17 protein-coding genes are annotated in these 22,696 nt (G+C 66.8%); 12 read left to right on the top strand and 5 right to left on the bottom strand.

Annotation, left to right across the window (positions count from 1 at the left end; all coding sequences use genetic code 11):
* Positions 1 to 30: 30 nt before the first annotated feature.
* The 4 genes from DNX69_RS24830 to DNX69_RS24815 are packed head-to-tail and all read left to right on the top strand — an operon-like array spanning position 31 to position 3,636.
* Positions 31 to 687, top strand: a complete 657-nt coding sequence (locus DNX69_RS24830) for a class I SAM-dependent methyltransferase (RefSeq protein ID WP_110788676.1) — start codon at positions 31 to 33, stop codon at positions 685 to 687.
* A 52-nt stretch (positions 688 to 739) separates the two neighbouring features.
* Positions 740 to 1,537, top strand: a complete 798-nt coding sequence (locus tag DNX69_RS24825; protein ID WP_110788675.1) for a UDP-2,3-diacylglucosamine diphosphatase — start codon at positions 740 to 742, stop codon at positions 1,535 to 1,537.
* Positions 1,537 to 2,592: a glycosyltransferase family 4 protein gene (locus DNX69_RS24820; RefSeq protein WP_110788674.1), complete on the top strand. Its 1,056-nt coding sequence runs from the start codon at positions 1,537 to 1,539 to the stop codon at positions 2,590 to 2,592. Before DNX69_RS24825 ends, DNX69_RS24820 begins: the two co-directional genes overlap by 1 nt.
* Positions 2,593 to 2,649: 57 nt before the next feature.
* On the top strand, positions 2,650 to 3,636 hold the full coding sequence (locus DNX69_RS24815) for a threonine ammonia-lyase (protein WP_110788673.1): 987 nt from the start codon (positions 2,650 to 2,652) through the stop codon (positions 3,634 to 3,636).
* A 37-nt stretch (positions 3,637 to 3,673) separates the two neighbouring features.
* Here the strand turns inward: DNX69_RS24815 and DNX69_RS24810 are convergent, their stop codons facing one another.
* The gene (locus tag DNX69_RS24810) at positions 3,674 to 5,176 is read right to left on the bottom strand and encodes a hypothetical protein (protein WP_110788774.1); all 1,503 of its coding nucleotides are present in this window, start codon (positions 5,174 to 5,176) and stop codon (positions 3,674 to 3,676) included.
* A gap of 75 nt (positions 5,177 to 5,251) precedes the next feature.
* On the opposite strand from DNX69_RS24810, the gene DNX69_RS24805 reads away from it, so the two are divergent.
* Positions 5,252 to 6,460, top strand: a complete 1,209-nt coding sequence (locus tag DNX69_RS24805; protein WP_110788672.1) for an MFS transporter — start codon at positions 5,252 to 5,254, stop codon at positions 6,458 to 6,460.
* Here the strand turns inward: DNX69_RS24805 and dgcA are convergent.
* Positions 6,430 to 7,425 carry an N-acetyl-D-Glu racemase DgcA gene (dgcA, locus tag DNX69_RS24800; RefSeq protein WP_110788671.1) on the bottom strand — a complete coding sequence of 332 codons (996 nt, stop codon included), beginning with the start codon at positions 7,423 to 7,425 and terminating at the stop codon, positions 6,430 to 6,432. The two genes, DNX69_RS24805 and dgcA, sit on opposite strands and share 31 nt — an antisense overlap.
* Positions 7,426 to 7,529: 104 nt before the next feature.
* Here dgcA and DNX69_RS24795 point away from each other — a divergent pair, with 104 nt between their 5' ends.
* From DNX69_RS24795 to DNX69_RS24780, 4 genes are all read left to right on the top strand, one after another.
* Complete coding sequence (locus DNX69_RS24795; RefSeq protein ID WP_110788670.1) at positions 7,530 to 8,681, top strand: ABC transporter permease; 1,152 nt, start codon at positions 7,530 to 7,532, stop codon at positions 8,679 to 8,681.
* Positions 8,682 to 8,683: 2 nt separating this feature from the next.
* Positions 8,684 to 9,457 (top strand): ABC transporter ATP-binding protein, encoded by a 774-nt coding sequence (locus DNX69_RS24790; protein ID WP_110788669.1) that lies wholly within the window; start codon positions 8,684 to 8,686, stop codon positions 9,455 to 9,457.
* Positions 9,458 to 9,595: 138 nt separating this feature from the next.
* On the top strand, positions 9,596 to 10,474 hold the full coding sequence (locus DNX69_RS24785; protein WP_110788668.1) for an MlaD family protein: 879 nt from the start codon (positions 9,596 to 9,598) through the stop codon (positions 10,472 to 10,474).
* A 237-nt stretch (positions 10,475 to 10,711) separates the two neighbouring features.
* Positions 10,712 to 12,400 (top strand): ABC transporter ATP-binding protein, encoded by a 1,689-nt coding sequence (locus DNX69_RS24780; protein WP_110788667.1) that lies wholly within the window; start codon positions 10,712 to 10,714, stop codon positions 12,398 to 12,400.
* Between the two features lie 98 nt (positions 12,401 to 12,498).
* On the opposite strand, the gene DNX69_RS24775 is transcribed toward DNX69_RS24780, so the two are convergent.
* Together DNX69_RS24775 and DNX69_RS24770 are read right to left on the bottom strand one after the other, a co-directional pair.
* Positions 12,499 to 13,302: an NYN domain-containing protein gene (locus DNX69_RS24775; RefSeq protein ID WP_110788666.1), complete on the bottom strand. Its 804-nt coding sequence runs from the start codon at positions 13,300 to 13,302 to the stop codon at positions 12,499 to 12,501.
* Positions 13,303 to 13,462: 160 nt separating this feature from the next.
* The gene (locus DNX69_RS24770; protein ID WP_110788665.1) at positions 13,463 to 19,597 is read right to left on the bottom strand and encodes a negative regulator of septation ring formation; all 6,135 of its coding nucleotides are present in this window, start codon (positions 19,595 to 19,597) and stop codon (positions 13,463 to 13,465) included.
* A 440-nt stretch (positions 19,598 to 20,037) separates the two neighbouring features.
* On the opposite strand from DNX69_RS24770, the gene DNX69_RS24765 reads away from it, so the two are divergent.
* Positions 20,038 to 20,397, top strand: a complete 360-nt coding sequence (locus DNX69_RS24765; RefSeq protein ID WP_110788773.1) for an Hpt domain-containing protein — start codon at positions 20,038 to 20,040, stop codon at positions 20,395 to 20,397.
* Between the two features lie 96 nt (positions 20,398 to 20,493).
* Complete coding sequence (locus tag DNX69_RS24760) at positions 20,494 to 20,814, top strand: 2Fe-2S iron-sulfur cluster-binding protein (protein ID WP_110788664.1); 321 nt, start codon at positions 20,494 to 20,496, stop codon at positions 20,812 to 20,814.
* 139 nt (positions 20,815 to 20,953) lie between these two features.
* Here DNX69_RS24760 and DNX69_RS24755 read toward each other — a convergent pair whose 3' ends face one another.
* The gene (locus DNX69_RS24755; protein ID WP_110788663.1) at positions 20,954 to 21,409 is read right to left on the bottom strand and encodes an acyl-CoA thioesterase; all 456 of its coding nucleotides are present in this window, start codon (positions 21,407 to 21,409) and stop codon (positions 20,954 to 20,956) included.
* Positions 21,410 to 21,569: 160 nt separating this feature from the next.
* On the opposite strand from DNX69_RS24755, the gene DNX69_RS24750 reads away from it, so the two are divergent.
* Positions 21,570 to 22,598 (top strand): NAD(P)/FAD-dependent oxidoreductase, encoded by a 1,029-nt coding sequence (locus tag DNX69_RS24750; RefSeq protein WP_110788662.1) that lies wholly within the window; start codon positions 21,570 to 21,572, stop codon positions 22,596 to 22,598.
* Positions 22,599 to 22,696: the final 98 nt, after the last annotated feature.

The raw sequence follows: 22,696 nt of genomic DNA, 5'->3' as shown, positions 1-22,696 counted from the left end.
CGTAAGTAATTTACGATTCGAACGGAACCGATGACGCCCGACCTCGACAAGTCCCTGATTGAAACCGCCTACGCTCGCTGGGCTCCGATCTACGACGCGGTATGCGGGCCGGTGATGGTGAAGGGACGGCGTGCGGCGGCGGCCGAAGCGCGCGCGCACGGCGGCAAGATTCTCGAAGTCGGTGTTGGTACCGGACTGTCGTTCGACGATTACGACGCCACGACCGAAATCACCGGTATCGACCTGTGCGAGCCGATGCTCGAGAAGGCACGCGCCAAGATGGCGTCGGGCCGCTATCCGTGGGTCAAGGACGTGCGCCAGATGGATGCGCACGCGATGGAGTTCGAAGACGCGACGTTCGATTGCGTCGTCGCGCAATTCGTCATCACGCTGGTGGCTAATCCCGAGCAGGTGCTGTCGGAGTGCCATCGCGTGGTGAAGCCCGGCGGTCGCATCATCCTGGTCAATCATTTGTACTCTGAAGTTGGCGTTGCGGCTGCGGTCGAGCGCTGGGCTGCGCAGAAGACCCGCGCGCTGGGGCTGCGTCCGGAATTTCCGTTCGCCCGGCTGCAGGCCTGGGCGCAGGGCACCTCCGACGCAATTCTGGTCGAGCGGCGCAAGCTGAAGCCGTTCGGTATTTACACGCTGGTGTGTTTCGAGCGGACTGGCACGCCGATGGCGGCCTGAGCCGGGCTTGAAACGTCGCCGCCTGCGGGCGGCCTTGGATGGGACAAGACCGATGAGCGACGACGGTCCGGAACGACGCTTTCGCACCCTGTTCATCTCCGACGTGCATCTCGGCGCGCGAGGATCGCAGGCCAATCTGCTGCTCGACTTCCTCCGCGTCCACGATGCCGACACGATCTATCTGGTCGGCGACATCGTCGACGGCTGGGCGCTGAAATCGAGCTGGTACTGGCCGCAGTCGCACAACGATTTCGTGCAGAAGATGCTACGCAAGGTCCGCAAGGGCGCGCGGGTGATCTACGTGCCGGGTAATCACGACGAATTCCTGCGCTCGTACTACGGCACGCATTTCGGCGGTATCGAGGTGGTCGAGAACGCGATCCACACCGGCGCCGACGGCCGCCGCTATCTGGTGATCCACGGCGACATCTTCGACCTCGTGGTGCAGAACGCCCGCTGGCTCGCCCATGTCGGCGACAAGGCCTACGACCTCGCGATCCGGCTCAACCGCATCGTCAACGCGTTCCGGCGCTGGTTCGGTGTGCCGTATTGGTCGCTGTCGCAATGGGCCAAGCACAAGGTCAAGAACGCGGTGAACTACATCGGCGCGTTCGAAGAGACGCTGGCGCAGGAAGCCCGCCGTCACGGCACCGACGGCGTGATCTGCGGCCACATCCACACCGCAGCGATCCGTGACTTCCACGGCATCAACTACATGAACTGCGGCGACTGGGTCGAAAGCTGCACGGCGCTCGCCGAGCACGAGGACGGCCGGTTCGAGATCATCACTTGGACCGATCTGCTGAAGCGCAATCTGCCGGTGCCGACGGTCGCGGCGCGGGCCGCCTGATGCGCATCCTGATCGCGACCGACGCCTGGCATCCGCAGGTCAACGGCGTGGTGCGGACGCTGACGATGATGGCCGAAGCGGCGAAGTCGCTCGGCGTCGACGTGGTGTTCCTTACGCCCGAGACGTTCCCGACCGTGGCGCTGCCGAGCTATCCGGATCTGCGGATCGCGATCCCGAACCCGATCCGGGTCGCGCATCTGATCAATGCTGCGAAGGCCGATTGCGTCCACATCGCCACCGAGGGGCCGATCGGGCTGGCGGCGCGGCGCTATTGCCGCAAGCGCGGACTGCGCTTCACCACCAGCTTTCACACCCGTTTTCCCGAATACGTCTCGGCGCGGGCGCCGATTCCGGAGTCCTGGGTGTGGTCGCTGCTGCGCCGGTTTCACGGCGCCAGCCATGCGGTGATGGCGGCGACACCGGCGCTGGCGGACGAGCTGCGCGGGCGCGGCTTCAACAACGTGGTGCTGTGGCCGCGCGGCGTCGACGGCCATCTGTTTCATCCGCGCGAGGGCGCCGATCTCGGCCTGCCGCGGCCGGTGTTCCTGTCGGTCGGCCGGGTTGCGGTCGAGAAGAACCTCGAAGCCTTCCTGTCGCTCGATCTGCCCGGCACCAAGGTCGTGGTCGGCGACGGCCCGGCGCGGGCGGCGCTGGAGCGTGACTTCCCGAATGCGGTGTTCCTCGGCGCCAAGCAGGGCGAAGCGCTGGCGCAAGTTTACGCGGCCGCCGACGTGTTCGTATTTCCGAGCAAGACCGACACCTACGGGCTGGTGCTGCTCGAGGCGCTGGCGAGCGGCGTGCCGGTCGCGGCCTATCCGGTCACCGGGCCGCGCGACGTGATCGGCGACGCTCCGGTCGGCGTGCTCAGCGACGATCTTCGCGCGGCGTGCCTCGGCGCGCTGGAGATCTCGCGCGAGGCGTGTCTGGCGTTCGCGGCCGATCACACCTGGGAAGCCTCGGCCCACGCCTTTGTCGACAACGTCCGCCGCGTCGCGATGCTGGAGCCGGCCCGGCTTGGTCCGCACGGTGCCAAGCCGCATCGCCTAGTCGCCTAGCACGGATGTATCATCCCACCTTGTCCGCGTGCGCTGCGGCGCGCTAGATGATGTGCCATGACCAGTTCCCCGGACTTTCCCATCTCCATCGCCGATGTCGACGCAGCTGCGGACGTGCTGGCGCCCGTCGCGGTGCGGACGCCGCTCCTGAGTTCGCCGGCACTCGATGCCGCGACCGGCGGCCGCGTCTTCTTCAAACCGGAAGTCCTGCAGCGCACCGGCTCGTTCAAGTTTCGCGGCGCCTACAACAAACTGGCGTCGCTCTCGCCGGAGCTTCGGCGCGCCGGCGTGGTCGGGTTCAGCTCCGGTAACCATGCCCAGGGCGTCGCCGCGGCGGCGCAGCTGCTCGGCGTCCGCGCCACCATCGTGATGCCGTCGGATGCCCCGGCCTCCAAGCGCGAGCGCACCGCGGGCTATGGCGCCGAGGTGGTGTTGTACGATCGCGACCGCGAGGATCGCGAGGCGATCGCGCGTGACATCGCCGAGCGCAGCGGCGCGACCTTGGTGCGGCCGTTCGACGATCCGATGGTGATCGCCGGGCAGGGCACGGTCGGCCGCGAGATCGCCGAAGACCTCGCTGCTCTCGGTGCTCCCCCGGATCTGGTGATGGCGCCGGCCTCGGGCGGCGGGCTGGTCGCCGGCACCGCGCTGGCGGTCAAGGCTCGGTTTCCGCAGGCGGAGGTGATGTCGGCCGAGCCGGAAGGTTTCGACGATCACGCCCGCTCGCTGCGCGCGGGCCGTCGCGAGTCGATCCCGCCCGGCGGACGCACCATCTGCGATGCGCTGATGATGACGATCCCGGGCGAGGTCACCTTCGCGATCAACCGGGTGCTGCTCGCCGGCGGCGTCGCGGTGTCGGACGCCGAGGTCGCTCGCGCGGTCGGCTTCGCGTTCCGCGAGTTGAAGCTGGTGGTGGAGCCGGGCGGCGCGGTGGCGCTGGCGGCGCTGCTGGCCGGCAAACTGGACGTTCGCCGCAAGACCGCCGCGATCGTGCTGTCGGGCGGCAATGTCGATGCCGATGTGTTCGCCCGCCTGATCGGCTGATCGTCTCGGCGCGAGCGCGATCGCGCCGAATCGCAGGTTACGAAAAGAACGCGATCTTCTCGGACTGGCTCATCCGCCGGAACGGCACCAGCGCGTCGCTGCGCATCGGCGATGGCGCAGCCACGGCACCGCTCGCGAGCGCTGCGGCGCCGAGCGAGGCCGGCGCGGAGGCGATCGCCTGATCCGAAATGGCGGTCGCCGCAGGCATCTGGGCTGCAGCCGTCTCGACCGGGGCCGGCGCCGCCACGGTCATCACCGGCGCGGACTCGCCGATCTCGCCGGTCGGCTCGAACGACGGTTCGGCACTCGCGACGGCGTCGAGTTCGGGCTCGGCGGGCAGATCGAAAGTGTCGGTTGCGAACGCATCGGCGGCGAAGGCATCGGCCGCGAAGGCATCGGCCGAGAAGGCTGGGGCCTCGTCGGCCGGGATCGGCTCCGGCGCAACCGCGATCTCCTCGCTCAGCGCCTGCTGCAGCGCCGCGATATCGGACTCGATCTCCTCCGCGGTGCTGGCCGCGGCCGCCTCATAGGCGTCGTTCTCGGGCCGATACGGCGCCGAGACGTCGGGCGCCGACATCTCGCGCGCGACCAGATCGAGCACCGACTCGTCTTCGGATCCGTCGGCTTCGAGCGCCACCACCTCGTCGAGCAGATCGGCAGCGTCGTTCGGCTGTGCGATCGGACCGGCGTTGGCAGACGCCTCGGCAGCCAGCGCCTGCGGCGCGACGGCCTCCGCGGCAGTCTGTTCCGGCTCTTCTGCCGTTTCGACGAATTCGAGTTCGTCGGCGTCGACACCGGTGACCATCATCACGGCGGCATCGGCCGGGGGCTGCGGCGCGGCGAGGGACGCGGGCGGGGTAGGTTCGGCGGGCTGTTGTGCCGTAGCCTGCGGGGCAGCAGCCTCCGGTGCCGGGCTGTGCTGCTCGGCCGCAGCCGGCGAGGCCGCGTCCGCCGCGGCGGGCGCCGTTGCTCTGGCAGTCGTTTCCGGAGCCGTGTGCGCGGTGGGCGATCCGCCCGAGATCGCCGCGACGTGCTGCAGCATCCGGTCGAACGCCGCTTCGATTGCATTGCGATCGATCGCCGCCACCAGTCGGTGGCCGCCGTCGATCGCCGCGACCTGCTGGTCGAGCAGATCGCAGATCCGCGCGTCGGCGCCGCATTCGCGCAAGGTGGCAGCGACTTCGCTGACGGCGCGGGCGCCGCGATGCGCCGCCGCCAGGGTCGCGGTGTCGTCCAGCGTGGCGATCGCCTTGGCGACGCAGGCGCGTGCTTCGCCGATCACCGCGCGCAGCGCCGCCAGCGATTCGCCGGCGGCTTCGGCCTGGGCCTGCTTCTGTGCGGCGAGCGTTTGTTCGATCCGCGCCACCGCGTCGAGCACCATGGTGGTGTCGGCGTTGCGGTTGCGCTTGGCGTATTCGCTCAGAAACCAGCGCCCGCGCGACGTCTCCATGAACGCTTCGCGGATCGCGTCGTAGTCCGCATCACTCGGCATCGCCGGTCGGGCGGAGATCGGCGAAAGGGCGAATGCTTCGTCGGCCATCATGGACTCGTTGCACAAATCACTGCGTGTCACGATAACGATCACCACGATCCGCGTCGAATCGCAATTGAATTGATGTCTTTCGAATCACAAATCCCCACTCCATCACCAATTGTAAGCCGATTCGCGCTTCGGCTTGCGGTGTTCTACGCGACCACCTTCACCGTCACCGGCACCTATCTGCCGTTCTTCACGGTGTGGCTGAAGGCCGTTGGAATCGAGGCTTCTTGGATCGGCGTGATCGTCGCCGCGCCGGCGGTGACGCGTTTCACGCTGCTGCCTTTCATCACCGCGGCGGCCGAACGGCGCAATGCGATCCGCGCCGCAATGATCACTACCGCACTGATCACCGCCCTCGGATTCTCCCTCCTCGGAATCTTACGTGGACCGCTGCTGATCTTCGTGGTGTTCGTGCTCACCGCCTGTTTCTGGACGCCGATCGTCCCGCTGACCGACGGCTACGCGCTGAAGGCGGTCGCACGCTATGGGCTGAACTACGGGCCGCTGCGGCTGTGGGGCTCGGCCGCCTTCATCGCCGGCGCGCTGATCAGCGGCGTGCTCGCCGATGTGGTGGCGCCTGAGCATCTGATCTGGCTGATAGCCGCCGCCGCATGGCTCGGCGCGATCGCCGGTTTCGGCTTGCGGCCGCTCGATGCCCCGGCCAAACCGGCGACGCCGCAGCGCGGTGCGGCGCTGCTGCGCAGTCCGACCTTCCTGGCGATCATCATCGCTGCGGCGCTGATCCAGGGCAGCCACGCGGCGTACTACACTTTCGCATCGATCGTCTGGCAGGGCGCCGGCTTCAGCGGCACCACGATCGCGGCGCTGTGGGTGCTCGGCGTCGTCGCCGAGATCGTGGTGTTCGCGCTGTCGCCGCGGTTCACCTGGTCGCCGATGTGGCTGATGCTGGGCGGCGCGCTGAGCGCGGTGCTGCGTTGGTCGATCACCGCGCTGGATCCATCGCTGCCGCTGCTCACCGCGGTGCAGTTACTTCACGGCCTGACCTTCGGCCTCACCCAGATCGGCACCATGGGGCTGCTGGTGCGCCATGTGCCCGGCCATGTGATCGCGCGCGGGCAGGGCTACTACACCGCTGCGACCGGACTGGTGATGAGCTCCGCCTCGATCGCCTCCGGCGCGGTGTTCGCGCATTATGGCATGGCGGTTTACGACATGATGGCGGTGATGGGCTTCGCCGGGGCGGTGGTCCTGCTGCTGATGCGCCGCCGGCTGCTCGCGCCGGCGAGCGCTGCTCAGCCCCACAGCGCCGGTTCAGGCGGATAGACGGTACTGCCGTCGTAGCGCAGGGCGTCGTCGCGGTCGCGCGCCAGCAGCAGCGGGCCGTCGAGATCGACGAAGCGGGCGAACGGCGTCAGCAGCATCGCCGGCGCCATCGCCAGCGACGTCGCCACCATGCAGCCGACCATGACCTGCAGGCCGAGCGCCTGCGCGGCCTCGGCCATCGCCAGCGCCTCGGTGAGGCCGCCGGTCTTGTCGAGCTTGATGTTGACCGCATCGTAGCGGCCGCGCAGCGCGGCGAGCGAGGCGCGGTCGTGCACGCTCTCGTCGGCGCACACCGCGATCGGACGCGCGATCTCGCCGAGCGCCTCGTCGCGGCCGGCCGGCAGCGGCTGCTCGACCAGCGTCACGCCGGCACCTGCGCAGGCGGCGAGATTTTGCGCGAGATTGTCCGGCGTCCAGGCTTCGTTGGCATCGACGATCAGTTCGGCATTCGGCGCGGCACGGCGCACGGCGGCGATCCGCTGCGCGTCACCGTCGCCGCCGAGCTTGATCTTGAGCAGCGGCCGGGCCGCCGCTCTGGCAGTGGCCTCGGCCATCGCCTCGGGCGTGCCGAGCGAGATGGTGTAGGCGGTGACGGCGGGCCGCGGCGGCGCGCTGCCGAGCAGCTCCCAGGCGCGCCGGCCGCTCGCCTTGGCTTGAAGATCGACGAGCGCGCAGTCGAGCGCATTGCGGGCGGCGCCGGGCGGCATCGCGGCCTGTAGCGCGGCGCGGTCCAGGCCGGCGGCGAGCGGAGCGCGCATTGCTTCCAGCGCGGCGAGCGCCCCGTCCGGGGTCTCGCCATAGCGCGCATAGGGAACGCATTCGCCGCGGCCGACATAGCCGCCGGACCGCAGCTCGGCCACCACCACGACTGCCTCGGTCTTGGCACCACGGCTGATGGTGAAGGCGCCGGCGATCGGCCAGCGCTCGATGCGGGCCGTCAGCTCCGAGGTGATGGGGGAGGACATTTGCAGGCCTTGTCAGCTCAATCCGAGGGTTGCCCGGAGCTGACAAGTATGGCTGGTAAAGCGCTTGTCCCGCAAGGCGACGGTCGAAACCGGATTGGCTCAAAATGACACAGCAGATAGCGTTGGAGGGCGGCCCGTCGCTCGAACGGATCGCGCGTGGCGAAGGGCTGGCGCTGTGCGCGTCGGGATCCTGGACGGCCCGGTTCGCGCCGGCGCTGGAGCGGCTGGTCGCCGAAGCCGAGCAGATCGCCGGCAGCAAGCCGAACGTGTCGATCGACGTCTCCGGTATCGCGCGGCTCGACACCTTCGGGGCCTGGCTGATCGAGCGGCTGCGGCGCAATCTCGGCCGGGACGGGGCTGAGGCGCTGATTTCCGGCCTGTCGACCAACTACGCCAGCCTGGTCGACGAAGTCCGCCAGGTCGGCGCGGCAGAGCTGCCGCCGAAATCCGGATGGTCGCTGCGCGGACCGGTCGAAAAGCTCGGCCGCACCATGTACGCGTTCTTCGACGACATCGTCGCGCTGATCAGCATGATGGGCGCGGTGCTGGCCGGGCTCGGCCGGATCGTGATCCGGCCGACCTCGTTCCGGCTGACCTCGACGGTGCACCACCTCGAACAGGTATGCTGGCGCGCGGTGCCGATCATCGTGCTGATCACCTTCCTGATCGGCTGCATCGTCGCCCAGCAGGGCATCTTCCATTTCCGCAAATTCGGCGCCGACGTGTTCGTGGTCGACATGCTCGGCGTCCTGGTGCTGCGCGAGCTCGGCGTGCTGCTGGTCTCGATCATGGTGGCCGGCCGGTCGGGGAGCGCCTACACCGCCGAGCTCGGCTCGATGAAGATGCGCGAGGAGATCGACGCGCTGCGCACCATGGGGTTCGATCCGATCGACGTGCTGATCGTGCCGCGGCTGATCGCGCTGGTGCTGGCGGTGCCGATCCTGACCTTCCTCGGCGCGATGGCGGCGCTGTATGGTGGCGGCCTGGTCGCCTGGCTGTATGGCGGCGTCGATCCCGAGGCGTTCCTGCTGCGGCTGCGCGACGCGATCTCGATCGACCACTTTACCGTCGGCATGATCAAGGCCCCGGTGATGGCGGCGGTGATCGGCATCGTCGCCTGTGTCGAGGGGCTGGCGGTGCAGGGCAGCGCCGAGTCGCTGGGCAGCCACACCACCGCGTCGGTGGTGAAGAGCATCTTCTTCGTGATCGTGATGGACGGCGTGTTCGCGATCTTCTTTGCGGGAATTGGAATCTGACGATGACGGCAGCGGCCGATCCGATCATCCGGGTGCGCGACATCACCGTGCAGTTCGGCGCCACAAAGGTGCTGAACGGGCTCGATCTCGATGTGCGGCGCGGGGAGATCCTCGGCTTCGTCGGCCCGTCGGGCGCCGGCAAATCGGTGCTGACCCGCACCATCATCGGCCTGGTGCCGAAGGTGAGCGGCAGCATCGAAGTGTTCGGTATCGACCTCGACAACGCCGGCAAGGCGGAACGCCGCGGCGTCGAGCGGCGATGGGGCATCCTGTTCCAGCAGGGCGCGCTGTTCTCGTCGCTGACTGTGCGGCAGAACATCCAGTTCCCGGTGCGGGAATATCTCAAGCTGTCGCAGCGGCTGCTCGACGAGATCACCATCGCCAAGCTGGTGATGGTCGGGCTGAAGCCGGAAGTGATCGACCGCTATCCGTCGGAACTGTCCGGCGGCATGATTAAGCGCGTGGCGCTGGCCCGCGCGCTGGCGCTCGATCCGGAATTGGTGTTCCTCGACGAGCCGACCTCGGGACTCGACCCGATCGGCGCCGGCGATTTCGACGAGCTGGTGCGGACGTTGCAGCGCACTTTGGGCCTGACGGTTTTCATGGTAACCCACGACCTCGACAGCCTGCACACCGCCTGCGACCGCATCGCGGTGCTGGGGGACGGCAAGGTGATCGCGGCCGGAACCATCGCCGATATGCAGGCGTCGCAGCATCCGTGGCTGCGCTCGTATTTTCACGGCAAGCGCGCCCGCGCAGTGGTCGGTTCGCCATGAGTGGTGCGTGCCTGAAAATTTCGATCGTCGCGCCGTTGGCGCGTCGTTTTGCTTCCGCAATCTGCGCTCAAAGCCTGCCGCGTGGCGCGGCGTGGTGCGGGCCGGCGCAGCCGCGGACTGGTGTGGAGTAAAGGCCAAATGGAAACGCGTGCGAATTACTTCCTGATCGGCACGTTCACCCTCGCGGTGATCGCCGCGGCGTTCGGGTTCGTGTTGTGGTTTCAGAGCCTGCACACCAGCAAGGCGCGCAGCCCGCTGCGAGTAATCTTCGAGGGCGCGGCCTCCGGCCTGCGCAACGGCGGCAGCGTCAATTTCAACGGCGTCCGGGTCGGCGAAGTGGTGTCGGTCAAGCTCGACAATCCGCGCCGCGTGGTGGCGCTGGCGATGGTCGAGAACACCGCGCCGATCCGCAAGGACACCCAGGTCGGCCTGGAATTCCAGGGCCTGACCGGCGTCGCCGCGATCTCGCTGAAGGGCGGCTCGGAGACCGCGCCGCCGGTGCCGCTCGACGACGACGGCACCCCGGTGCTGACCGCTGATCCGGAACTGCTGCAGGACATCTCCGAGTCGATCAAAGCGACGCTGCGCAACGTCAACCGCCTGGTCGCCGACAATCAGGAGTCGGTGAAGACCTCACTGGAGAATCTGCAGACCTTCACCTCGGGCCTGGCGCGCAGCTCTGACAAGATCGACAGCATCGTGTCCCGCGTCGACAGCGTGATCGCCAAGACCGACAGCGTGATGCAGGGCATCGACGCGCTGGCCGGCGGCAAGGACGGCGGCGAGCTGTTCCACGCGGTGAAGTCGTTCCGCGAGCTCGCCGACAATCTCGACCGGCGCTCCGGCGCGCTGATTCTCGACGGCCGCCGCACCCTCGCCGACATCAGCCGCGCGGTGAACAATTTCGACCGCAACCCGACCCGGGTGTTGTTCGGGCCGAGCAATACCGCCCAGCAGGCCCCTCCGGCGGCCGCCCGCGCCGAACAACCACGCCCGCCGCGCCGACGGGCGCAGTAACAAGCGCAGGGCGGAGGCGGCCGTGATCGGCCAGGAGACGGTCAAGCTCTGCGCGCTCGTGGCGTCGCGACCGCCTGCACCATCTGCGCGATCGCGACGCGATGTCGTTCGAAACGTCGCTGGTTTCCCAGGCGTTGCTTGAATCGTTGTAATCGATCGGCAAGACGGTGGATGTCGTAATCCCGGACGTCTAAGACAGCGAACCCCTGAAGACGGTTGCGATCGCGGGAGTGCTGCATGGCCAATAGTTCTGGACCCAGCCCTGCCGTCGAGATCTTGCGCAACCATGTTCGCGAGGACTGGCGATCGCTTTCGGTCGTCGTCGTTATCGCCGTGATCTCCAGCGCAGCCAGCGTCGCGGCGCCTTATCTGTTCTCCCGCGCGATCGACCAATTGCCAAAGGCCGGCGAGTCCGGCGAATTGCTTTACGCGCTGTTTGGTTATGCGGCGCTGATCGGGATCGCGTCCGTCTTGAGCCGGGTGGTCCAGTATCTCTCGGTGATCATCTCCGAGAATCTCGGATATTTCGTCTCCACCGAGCTGTTCGGGCGAATCTTGAGGAAGCGCTCCGAGTTCTTCATCGAGCATAATCCCGCCGAGATTCAGAATGCGGTCCGTCAGGGACAAGGGGCTCTGACGACCATCGCGAACATCGCTCTGATCGTCTGGCTCCCGAGCGCGACGCAAGTCGGGCTGACCCTGTTCACGCTCGGCTATCTGCTCGATCTGCAGATCGTCCTCGCGGTCGCGGCCTACGGCGCGATCGTCGTTTTCGTGACACTCGGGTCGACGCGGCGGTCGCAGCAGCTCCTGGACGCGGCGATGGCTGCCAGCCAGGACAACGCACGGTTCGCCGGCAACGCGATGAACGCGATGGAAACCTTGCGTCAGCTCGGCGGCTCGACCTGGATGAGCCGGCGCTTCGCCGAACGGGCAGGTGCCGTGAGGGACGGGTGGCGGGCCTACATGCTGAGGCGGGCAGGAACTTCGGCTCTGCTCGGCATCGGTCTCGCAACCCAGTTCGCGGTCAACTTCGCGCTGCTGTTGCCGAGATATCAGGCGGGGCTCGTCAGCATCGGGGACATCGTACTGTTCAACGCTCTGCTGCTGCAGCTCAACACCCCGTTCGAAATGATCGCGCAGACCATGGACAGCTTTGCCCGATCACGAGCACAATTGGTGCCGCTGACCCGTCTGTGGAACGCTCCGGAAGAACACGACGATCGATCGTCGGTCCCCTTCGGCATGTCCGACGGAACCATCACATTCGAACAGGTCGGCTACGACTACGGGAATGGCAGAGGCGTATCAGCTGTCGGATTTTCCGCCGGACGCGGCGCTATTACTTTCATTGTCGGCGAGACCGGCTCGGGAAAATCGACGGTCTTCAAGCTCGCCTTGAAGTCCCTCGAGCCGAAGCAAGGCCGGATCACCGTGGACGGCACCGACATCCGGCAGATCGCGCGCGCCGATTGGTTCAGGATGATCGCCGTCGTCCCGCAGGAGGTGATCCTGCTCAACGAGAGTCTGGCCGACAACATCCTGCTCGGCCGGGAGCGGGACGAAGCGCGATTGCGCGATGTGGCGAGCAAGGCCGCGATCCTCGACCTGATCGAATCCCTGCCGGACGGTTTCGACACCGCTGTGGGTGAACGCGGTCTCAAACTCTCCGGCGGGGAGCGCCAGAGGATTGCGATCGCGCGGGCTCTGTACGGCGCTCCGGCGGTGTTGTTTCTCGATGAGGTCAGCTCCGCGCTCGATGAGGACACCGAGCGCGACATCATGGATCACATCCGGGCGATTGCCGCCGACGTCACGGTGCTGGCGATCACCCATCGTCGATCGTTCCTGACGCCGATGGACAACGTCGTGGACCTCAGCCTGAGCCGCGCGGCCGGTGAGCAGCAGACGGTCGACGGCCGCTGAATGTAGCTGTTGCCTGATCTCGAAAGGGCGGGCGCGATCTGATCGTGAGTGCTGGCAGATACCCGTGCCGGGCTGGCACGGACAACTTGAGTCGACGGTCAGGACGCCGCGCCGTCGCTCCGGCGCGGGTTCGGTCTTGCAGCACGCTTGCGCGGAGACGGCGTTTTGGCGGCCGGTGCGCCGGTCGGCTTCAGGCGAATCCGCATCGAGTGTCCGTTCTGCTGCTCCAGCTCGAACGCGTTGGTCTTGCGCACGAGATCGCTCAGCTTGCGGAAGCCGAAGGTTCTCGGATCGAAGTCGGAGGCCAGATTGGACAGGCGTTTGCCGACTTCACCGAGCGATACCCAGCCGTCTTCGCTTTCCATCTGCTTGATCACTCGCTCGATGATCGGCGTGGCCGCGCTTGGAGGCTGCAGCGGCTTCGCGGTCGACGCGGTGCCCTTGCTGTCGGCCGCGCCGGCGATCAGGTTCTCGGTGTAGACGAAGCGCCGGCACGCCTGCCGGAAACTCTCCGGGGTCTTCTGTTCGCCGAAGCCGAACACATCGACGCCCTGCTCGCGAATCCGGGAGGCGAGGCGGGTGAAGTCGCTGTCCGACGAAACCAGGCAGAAGCCTTCGAACCGGCCGCTGAGAAGCAGGTCCATCGCGTCGATCACCAGCGTGATGTCGGACGCGTTCTTCCCGGTGGTGTAGGCGAACTGCTGCTGCGGGATGATGGCGTGCTTCGCCAGAACGTCGGCCCAGCCCTTCGAGCGCGGGGTGGAGAAGTCGCCGTAGATCCGGCGAACGCTGGCTTCGCCGATCTTCGCGATCTCTTCGAACAGGCCGTCGGCGATCTTTGCGGATGCGTTGTCGGCATCGATCAGAACGGCAAGGCGAGGCGAGCGGGGTTCAGAAGGCATGGTGCGTCCTCGGCCTGATGCGGGGCGGAAATCGAAAAGCGTCTCGACGTGAGATAGCGATGCAGCCGGGCTTCCACAACGCCAAACGAAAAGCGGGAGCCGACGGCCCCCGCTTTGGATCGATTACTTAGTCTGCCGCCCGGCCGGGCAGGGGCATATCTTACCCCAGCCGTCCCGCCGCGTGCGCCAGCAGCGTGTAGACCAGGCCGGTCTCGGACGCGAGGTGGTTGCGCAGCGCCTGCGGGGCGTTGTCGTCGCGGGCCACTTCATCGAGCAGGCGCTCGAACTCGGCGATGTAGCGGTCGACGGTCTGCTTGAAGCTGCGGTCGCTGCGATACTTGCGGGCGACCTCGTCGAACGCCTTCTGACCGGCCGGCGTGTACAACCGCTTGGTGAAGGACTTCGCCTCGCCGCGCTGATAGCGCTCCCACATTTCCAGCGCGAGGTTGCGATCCATCAGCCGGCCGATGTCGAGCGACAGCGATTCCAGCGGATTGCCGCTCATCGCAGCCTGCGCGGCGCGGCCCCGCGGCGGCTCGCGCTCGGCGCTGGTGTCGGCACGGTTCAGCAGCTCCGACAGCCAGCCGTCACGGCCCTGGTCGGCGTTGCTCGGGGCGACCGACGGCGCTTCGGTGCGGCGCGGGCCGGCCGGCAGGCCGAGGTCCGGCGGCGGCAGCGTCGCGGCGCTGGAGTCGCGACCGCGCGGTGCCGGGCGGGCGGCGACCGTTTCGGCCCGTCCACCGCTGGCGGCGGCCAGCACCGGCTCCGCCTCGCGGGTGGTGACGGCGGCGGCGCGGGTCGGCGTCACCACGTCCATGCCGCGGCCGTGGCGGGCGACGATGCGGTTGAGCTCGGCCAGCGCCTCGATCTGGTCGACGATCACCTTGCGCATCTGCGCGGTGCTTTCGGCGGCCTCCTGCGGAATTTCGAGCACGCCGCGGCGCAGCTCTTCGCGGGTGGCTTCGAGCTCGTGGTGCATCTCGGCAGCCATCTGCTTGATGCCCTGGACGATCGAGGTGAAGCGGTCGGCCGATTGCTTGAACAGCGCGTCGGCTTCCTGGGTACCCTGCTGATACACCTGGTGCATCGCCTCGACGGTGAGCCGGCGCTCCTGTTCGGCGGCGCTGCGCACCGCTTCGAACTGCTGTGTGATGCTGGCGGAGCCGGCGCCGGCGGTCTCGGCGACGATCCGGGCAACGTCGCGGGCGCGCTCTTCGGCGGCGGCGAGCGATTCATCCAGCAGGTTGGTGAATCGGCCGAGCCGCTGGTCGAGATCGGTGGTGCGCAGATCGATGGTGGTCACCAGCGATTCCAGCGACTCCTTGCGATCGTTCACCGAGCTCGATGCCGCACGGTTGCTGTGCTCGAGCAGGTCGGCCGCATCGGCCAAGGCGCGGCCGTGGGCTTCGAACTGCGCCGACAGCGCGCCGAGATCTTCCAGCGCCTTGGCGGTCTTAGAGTGGAAGCCGGTGAGCTGGTCTTCCAGCGTCCGCGTCGCGTTGCCGCTGCGGGCGTTGACCTCGTTCATGGTGGTGACGAAGTCGGCGACACGGGTGACCAGCGCGCGCTCCAGCGAGTTGAGGTTCTCGTGGGCGCCGGTCAGCACCTCCTGCAGCAGGATGTTGCCTTCACGCAGCCGCTCGAACAGCGCCACCGTGTCGGTGCGCAGGATCTTGCTGGTCTCCTGCATCTCGGTGACCGCAGTGATCGAGACCTGACGCGACTGTTCGATCGCCGACCGCGACGCCAAGTCGAGGTCCTTGAGCGACTTGTTGATCGCGTTGGTGGCGAGATCGCCGGCGCCGGTGATCGAGCGGGCGACCTCGGTGCCGTTGGTCAGGATCGAGTTCGAGAAGGTCTTGCCGCGGGACTCGATGGCGTTCAGCGCATCGCTGGTGACGCGGTCGATCTCGACGGTGAGCTGGCTGGTCTTGCCGCTGATGGCCTCCACCAGCACGCCGCGCTTGCCGTCGATGATCTGCGACAGCCGCTCGGCCTGCTGCTGGACGTAGCCGACGATCTCTTCGCTCTTGGCGGTGATCGTCGAGCCGAAGCTGCCGCTGGCCGCGAACACCGAACGCTCGACGTCGGCCGAGGTCGACTTGATCTTGGCGCTGACCTCGTTCGACATCGCCACCAGGGTCGACTGCGCCGCCGAGGCGCTGACCTGGATGTGGTCGGTGGTGTTGCTCGTCACGGTCGACAGCGTGTGTTCGATCTCGGCGGAGATCGCCTTGATCTGGCTGGCGGCGTCGACCGAGCTCGAGGTCAGCGTCGCCTGCACGTGGCGGGCGCTGTCGAGAATGGTCGAAGCGGTGGCGGCGCCGACGCTGGTGAGCGTGCGTTCGACATCGACCGCCAGCGACTTGACGTGGTTGACGGCTTCGTCGGACGCGGTGGTGAGCGTGGTCTGCGCCTCGCGGGCACCGGCCAGGATCGAGTCTGCGGTGCTGCGTCCGGCGGCCACCAGGGTGCGCTCGACATCGGCGGCGATCGATCGAACCTGATCGGCCGATTCGGTCGTGCTCGACACCAACGTGGTTTGCACTTCGCGCGCACTGGCCAGCAGAGTGCCGGCGGTCGCGCTGCCGGCGGTGGTCAGCGTGCGTTCGATGTCGCCGGCCAGCGATTTGACCTGGTTGGCGGCTTCGGTCGAGGTCGCCACCAGGGTGTTCTGCGCTTCACGCGCACCGGCCACGATGGTCTCGATGGTGCTGGTGCCGGCCGCCGACAGGCGGCGTTCGACGTCGGCCGTGAGCGTCGTCACCTGGCTGGCGGTTTCCGACGACACCGTCACCAGAGTGGTGTGGGCCTCGCGGGCTCCGGCGATGATCGCGCTGGCGGTCGAGCTGCCGGCGTCGGTGAGGGTGCGCTGCACTTCGGCGCTCAGCGCCTTGACCTTCTCGGCAGACTCTTCCGAGGCCGAGACCAGGGTCGACTGCGCCGCGCGGGCGCCGCCGAGCACGGCTTCGGCGGTCGCGTTGCCGGCCGCATACAGCGTGCGCTCGATGTCGGTGGACAGCGAACGGATCTGGCCGGTGACTTCGGACGACGCCGACACCAGCGTGGCGTGGGCCTCGCGGGCGCTCGCCAGTACCGAGGCGGAGGTGGTGTCGCCGGCCCCGGTCAGGGTGCGTTCGATGTCGGTTGCGAGCGACCGGACGTGATTGGCGACCTCGGTGGAGGTGGTGGTCAGCGCGGTCTGCGCCTCGCGGGCGCTGCCGAGCACCGAAGCCGCGGTGGCGCCGCCGGCGTCGGTCAGGGTGCGCTCGATCTCCGAGGCCAGCGACTTCACCTTAGTGACGACTTCGGTCGAGGTGCTCGTGAGTGTGCTCTGCGCCTCGCGGGCGCTGCCGAGCAGCGAAGCCGCGGCGTTGCCGCCCACTTCAGTGAGGGTGCGCTCGATGTCGGACGCCAGCGACTTCACCTGCCTGGTAACGTCGGTGGACGTCGAAACCAGCGTCGTCTGCGCTTCGCGAGCGCCAGCCAGCACGGTGGCAGCCGTCGCGGTGCCGGCAGCCGACAGCGTGCGCTCGATGTCGTCCGACACCGACCGGAATTGCATTGCCGCTTCGCTGGAAACGGTCGCCAGCTTGGCCTGGGCTTCGGTCGCGCTCGACACAACCGTGGCAGCAGCCGTGGTGCCGACCGAGGTGAGGGCGCGTTCGATCTCCGCGGAGGTGACCTGCAGCTGAGCGGAGACATCGCTCGACACCGACAGCATCGAGTCCCGTGCCGTCTGGGTGCTGCTGCGGATGGTGTCGGTGGTGCCGACCACGAGGTTGGTCAGGGTGCGTTCGGCGTCCGCGACGTTGGTCTTGATGCCGAGCGACAGCTCTTCGGCGCGCGCCATCAGCATCTCGCTGGCTTCGCGTCCGCTGGTTTCGAACCGGCCGGCGACCGCTTCGATGCGCGAGCCAAGCAGGTCCTCGAACTGCGTCACCCGCAGATCGACGTCGTTGATCACCGCGGTGACGCGGTTCTCCAGGCCGTCGTGGATCTCCTGGAAGCGGGCGCTGACGGTGGAGCTGAGATTGGCGGTGCGGCCGTCGATCGTTTCGGTAACGGCGCCGATGCGGCGGTCGATCGCGTCGATCGCCTGCGCGGTGCCGTCGGTGAGCGAGTGGGTGAGGTGGGTCAGCCGCGAGTCGATCGCCTCGATCGCCTGCACCGCACCGGTCGACAGCGTCGTGGTCAGCGTGGTGATGCGGTCGTCGATCACTTCGGCGGCGTTGGCCGCACCGGTCGACAACGTGGTGGTCAGCGTCGCGATGCGTCCGTCGATCAGTTCCGCCGCGCTCGAGGTGCCGGTCGACAGCGTGGTGCTGAGCTGCACGATCCTTGTGTCGATGGCTTCCGCCGCAGTGGCGGCGCCGGTCGACAGCGTCGAGGCGAGCTTCTCGATCCGGCCGTCGATGTTGCCGGTGACCGCCTCGGTGCGGGTGTCGAGGATGCGGTCGAGCGAATTGAGGTGATTGCTGACGGTGTCGTCGAGCGCCTTGAGGCGGGTGTCGATCGCGCTGTCGATGCTGCCGACGCGGGTATCGAACAGGCCTTCGAACTGATGCAGACGATCGTCCAGCCGCGCGGTGATCTCGCCGGAGCTGGTGGTCACCCGTTGGTCGAAGCTGTCGACGTAGGTCTTCAGGGTCTCGTTGATGTCCTGGGTGCGCTGGCCCATCCGCTCGACGATCTCGCCGCCGAAGGTCTTCACGGTGCGATCGAACTCGGAGATGTGGCGGGTGATCAGCGCGCCGAGCGTGCCGCTGTCGCGCGCGAACTTCTCGGCGAGCTCGGTGCCCTGCTGCTTCACCAGGTCGTCGAACGCGCTCATCTGGATGCTGAGCGTATCGTGGGCGGTCTCGGTCTGGCTCACCACCTTGGCGACCAGGGTGTTGACGGTGACGTCGAGCGCTTCGCTAGCTTTGTCGCCGCTGGTCAGGATCTGATCGGCGAGGCGATGGCCGGCGTCGTCGATCTTGCTGACGAGATCGGTGCTCCGCAGCTCGAGTTCGAGCAGCAGCGAGTCGCCGGAGTTCTTCAGCGAATCCTGCACCTGTTCGGTGCGCTCCGAAATGCCGTCGATGATGGTCGAGGAGCGCTGCTCGAAATCGGTGGTGATGCGGTCGAGCCGCTCGTTCATCATGTCGTGGACGCGATCGGCCAGTTCGACGAATTCGGCGTGGACGTGGCCGGTCTTGAAATTGAGGCTGGTGGTCAGCCGCTCGCTGGCGTCGAGCACCGCGCGGGTGGTCTCGGAGCTGGCCTCTTCGAGGCGGTCGAGCAGTTCGCCGCCGCGCTCGCCGAGCGCCAGAATCATGTTGTCGCCGGCGTGGCTGAGCGCGCTGGTGATGTGGGCGCCGCGCTCTTCCAGCGCGCTGGTGATGCTCTTGGCGACTTCGTCGACCCGGCTGGCGATCGCGTCCGAGATCAGAGCGATGTCGTGGCGGAGGTCGATCTGCACGCCGGAAATCGCGCTGCGGACCTGCTCGGCCTGGCCGACCAGGTTGTCGCGCTGATGCGCGATGTCCTGCAGCAGCGCGCGAATGCGTACTTCGTTGTCCGAATAGGCGCGCTCCAGTGCCGACACTTCGTTGGCGACCAGGGCTTCGAGTTCGCTGGCGCGCGCGATCGCGCGCTCGACGCCGTCGCCCATCGCGGCGACCTCGCGGCGGATCGCCTGGCCGACCGTCACCACCGAGTCGCTGGCGGCGATCTCGGGTTCGGAAAACCGGATCGCGACCTGCGCCATCGACTGCGCGATCATCCGCAGTTCCTGGCCGCGCCAGGCGAGGCTGGCGAGGAAATAGAACAGCATCACCGGCGCGAAGAACAATGCGGCGAGGCCGGCGAGCGCCAACGTGCCGCCGCTGCCCTGACCGACCAGCGCCTGCAGCGAGGGGAGGAAAGCGACGGTGAGGGCGATGCCGCCGATCAGCCAGACTGCGGTGAAGATGGTGGCGAGGGTGTAGACGTTGCGGGTGGTGCGGCCCTTCTGCAGCGACTGCAGCAGCTGGCCGATGGTTTCGCGGTCGTCGTTGGCGGGGCGGGAGGCAAAGCTGCGGTCGGCGACCGGCTCGAAGCTCGGCGGCGGCGGCGGCGCGATCCGAGGCTCGGCCGTCAGTTCCGGCAGATCGGGCAGGCCAGGCTCGGTGTCCGAAATTGACGCACTTTCCTTCGGCCCTTCGGCCTGATCGTCACCGGCCGGCGGCGCATCGGGGATGTTCAGGGCTTCCTGAATCGCCGACAGCGCGACTTCGGTCGGATCTTTGATCTTCTTAGGATTGTTCGCCATCTTGATTTACGCCCTTGTTACGCATCCGGGGACGTCGGTTCAGTGGAGACCGCAGACAGGCCCCTCGGTGCTCCCCCAGCACGGCGAAGTTGAACCCCATTCCCACCGCGCTTTTGTCCGCCACTTCCTCAAACATCCTATTGGCTGGTTCGAGCGAATGAAATGGTTCGGATTAAGACTTTCTTAATCATCGTTAACGGCATCCGGGGCTAAGCCCTTCGGAGAACGGAAAAATCCTACTTGGCCGAGCGGTAACGGTGGCATTTTAGCGACTTAAGCGCGGCAACTTCGCGACACTGTGCCAAAACGGTGCGCTTGCACCGGCAAGGATACGTTAACCAGACTCATGGTTCGCTTCTCGGCCTGGATTGTCCAGATGTGGAAAACCGCAATTCTGTGCCGAGGTGAATGTGCCGCTACGGGTCGAACGGATCGAATGGATGCCATCACCGCCTCTGGTTCCGGACCTTGAGCCGATCGACGACGCACATCTCTATAAGATGACGCTGGGCGACCCCGCGCTCGAGCGCGAGGTGCTGCTGCTGTTCACCGCGCAGGCGGCCAGTCTGATGGCGCTGCTCGCCTCCTGGCCGCCCGATGCGGCTGCGCTCGCGCATACGTTGAAAGGGTCGGCGCGTGCGATCGGCGCGTTCGGGGTGGCCGACGCCGCCGCTGCGGTCGAAGACGCGCTGAGCCGCAATGATGACGCCGCCGAGCCGCTGATGGTGCTCGAAGCGGCGGTCGAGCACGTCCGCGCCGTGATCGACGCGCGCGCCAAGCCGGCCGGTTCCGGCTTTTGACGGGCGCGACGGCTGGCGGAACGCCGGCCGAGACGCTATAGGACTGGCGCGTCAGCCCATAATTCATAAAACGAGCAAAGCGTCCGACGAGCAATCATGGCCAAGATTCACTTCGTTGATCACACCGGTGAAACACGTACTGTCGACGTCGAGGAAGGCGCGACCGTGATGGAAGCGGCGATCCGCAACGCGATCCCCGGCGTCGAGGCAGAATGCGGCGGCGCCTGCGCCTGCGCGACCTGCCACGTCTATGTCGACGAAGCCTGGCGTGAGAAGGTCGGCGCTCCGTCGCCGATGGAAGAAGACATGCTCGACTTCGGCTACGACGTGCGCCCGAACTCGCGGCTGTCGTGCCAGATCAAGGTCTCGAGCGAACTCGACGGGCTGGTCGTGACCACGCCCGAACGCCAAGCCTGAGCCGCGCTGATCTCATCCACCGGCAGCCGTTGTACAGGCTGTTATGCGACAGCGCGCGGACCGCGGTTTATGTCTCCCACGGATCCTGCGCGCGTCGCGGCCGGCCGATGCGAACTATCATCTGGCCAAGACGCCTCGATCAATCGTGCTCGACGCCGCGGTGCCACCACGGCGCCAGATTGGCGATGATCTGTTCGGTCAGCGGCGCGGGCTTGCGGCTGGTCTCGTCGACCAGCACGGTGACGGCGCGCGCCGAGGCGACGCAGACGCCCTCCGAGAAAACCACCTGATCGAAATGCGTCGAGGTGCGCCCCAGTTTGACCAGGCCGAGCCCGAGCTCGATCTTGCCCGGCCAGTGCAGCTCACTACGGAAGTGAATGTCGAGCCGTACCAGCACCCAGGATAGTCCAGGGGGGATCAGTCCGTTGTTCGGGTCCTTCATCAAGGTGACCCGGCCGGTCTCGAAATAACTGGCGTAAACCGCGTTGTTGACGTGGTTGTTTGGATCGAGGTCGGCGAAGCGGACGTTGTCCGCGAGACGGAACGGGAAGTCGGCGAGCTGCGGCAGCGCGTGGTCACGGGATCGTGCGGTCAAGGGCCATTCTCCGGGCTTTTTAGAACCATTGAACGCAAATCTTGCGCTAGAACAAGATACCAATGGTCTTTTATGGCTTTTCTCCCCCGCCTGGCTTGGTTAGACAGGCCGCGACCGGACGGTCCGCGTCCGAACATCTTCAACCGACAAAGAAGCAAAGATGACCGAAACGATCAAAACCGACGTGCTGATTGTTGGCGCCGGTCCGTGCGGACTATTCGCCGTGTTCGAGCTGGGTCTGCTGGACGTCAAAGCGCATCTCGTCGACATCCTCGACAAAGTGGGCGGCCAATGCGCTGAGCTCTATCCGGAGAAGCCGATCTACGACATTCCCGGCGTGCCGATGATTACCGGCCACGGCCTCACTGAGGCGCTGATGGAGCAGATCAAGCCGTTCAATCCGACCTTCCATCTCAGCGAGATGGTCGAGAACGTCGAGAAGATCGGCGATCCGGGGTTCCGCGTCACCACCAACGCCGGCAATGTGTTCGAATGCACCGTGCTGGTGGTGGCGGCCGGTGGCGGTTCGTTCCTGCCGAAGCGTCCGCCGGTGCCGGGCGTCGAAGCCTACGAGGGCAAGTCGGTGCACTACGCGGTGCGCAAGATGGAAGACTTCCGCGGCAAGGATATCCTGATCGTCGGCGGCGGCGACTCCGCGCTGGACTGGACGCTCAACCTCAACCCGATCGCCAAGAGCATGACGCTGGTGCATCGCCGCGACGATTTCCGCGGCGCGCCGCATTCGGTCGAGCAGATGCGCCAGCTCGTCGCCAACGGCAAGCTCGACCTCAAGATCGGCCAGATCACCGAGCTGCAGGGTGATAACGGCCAGCTCACCGGCGCCACTGTGAAGCTCAACGACAACTCGGTGTCGCAGATCAAGTGCGACGCGATGCTGCCGTTCTTCGGTCTCACCATGAAGCTCGGCCCGGTCGCGAACTGGGGTCTCGATCTCGAGAACAACCTGATCCCGGTCGACACCGGCACGTTCGAAACCAACGTCCCGGGCATCTTCGCGATCGGCGATATCAATACCTATCCGGGCAAGCTGAAGCTGATCCTGTCGGGCTTCCACGAAGGCGCGCTGATGGCGCAGAAGGCCGTCAAGTACGTCTATCCGGACAAGCGCGTCGTGTTCCAGTACACGACCTCGTCGACCAATCTGCAGAAGAAGCTCGGTGTGAACTAATCGCGACGTCCGATACCAGGAAAGCGATTGAAGGGCGCGCCGGCGGGTGCGCCCTTTTTCATTCCATCTATCTGGATTGCTTTGCTCGCTCGTAATGC

This window comes from Rhodopseudomonas palustris (genome assembly GCF_003226555.1).
GTDB classification, from domain to species: Bacteria; Pseudomonadota; Alphaproteobacteria; order Rhizobiales; family Xanthobacteraceae; genus Rhodopseudomonas; species Rhodopseudomonas palustris_I.
The sequence above is the reverse complement of the archived record's forward strand: the minus strand, read 5'-3'. Positions and strand labels throughout refer to the sequence as shown.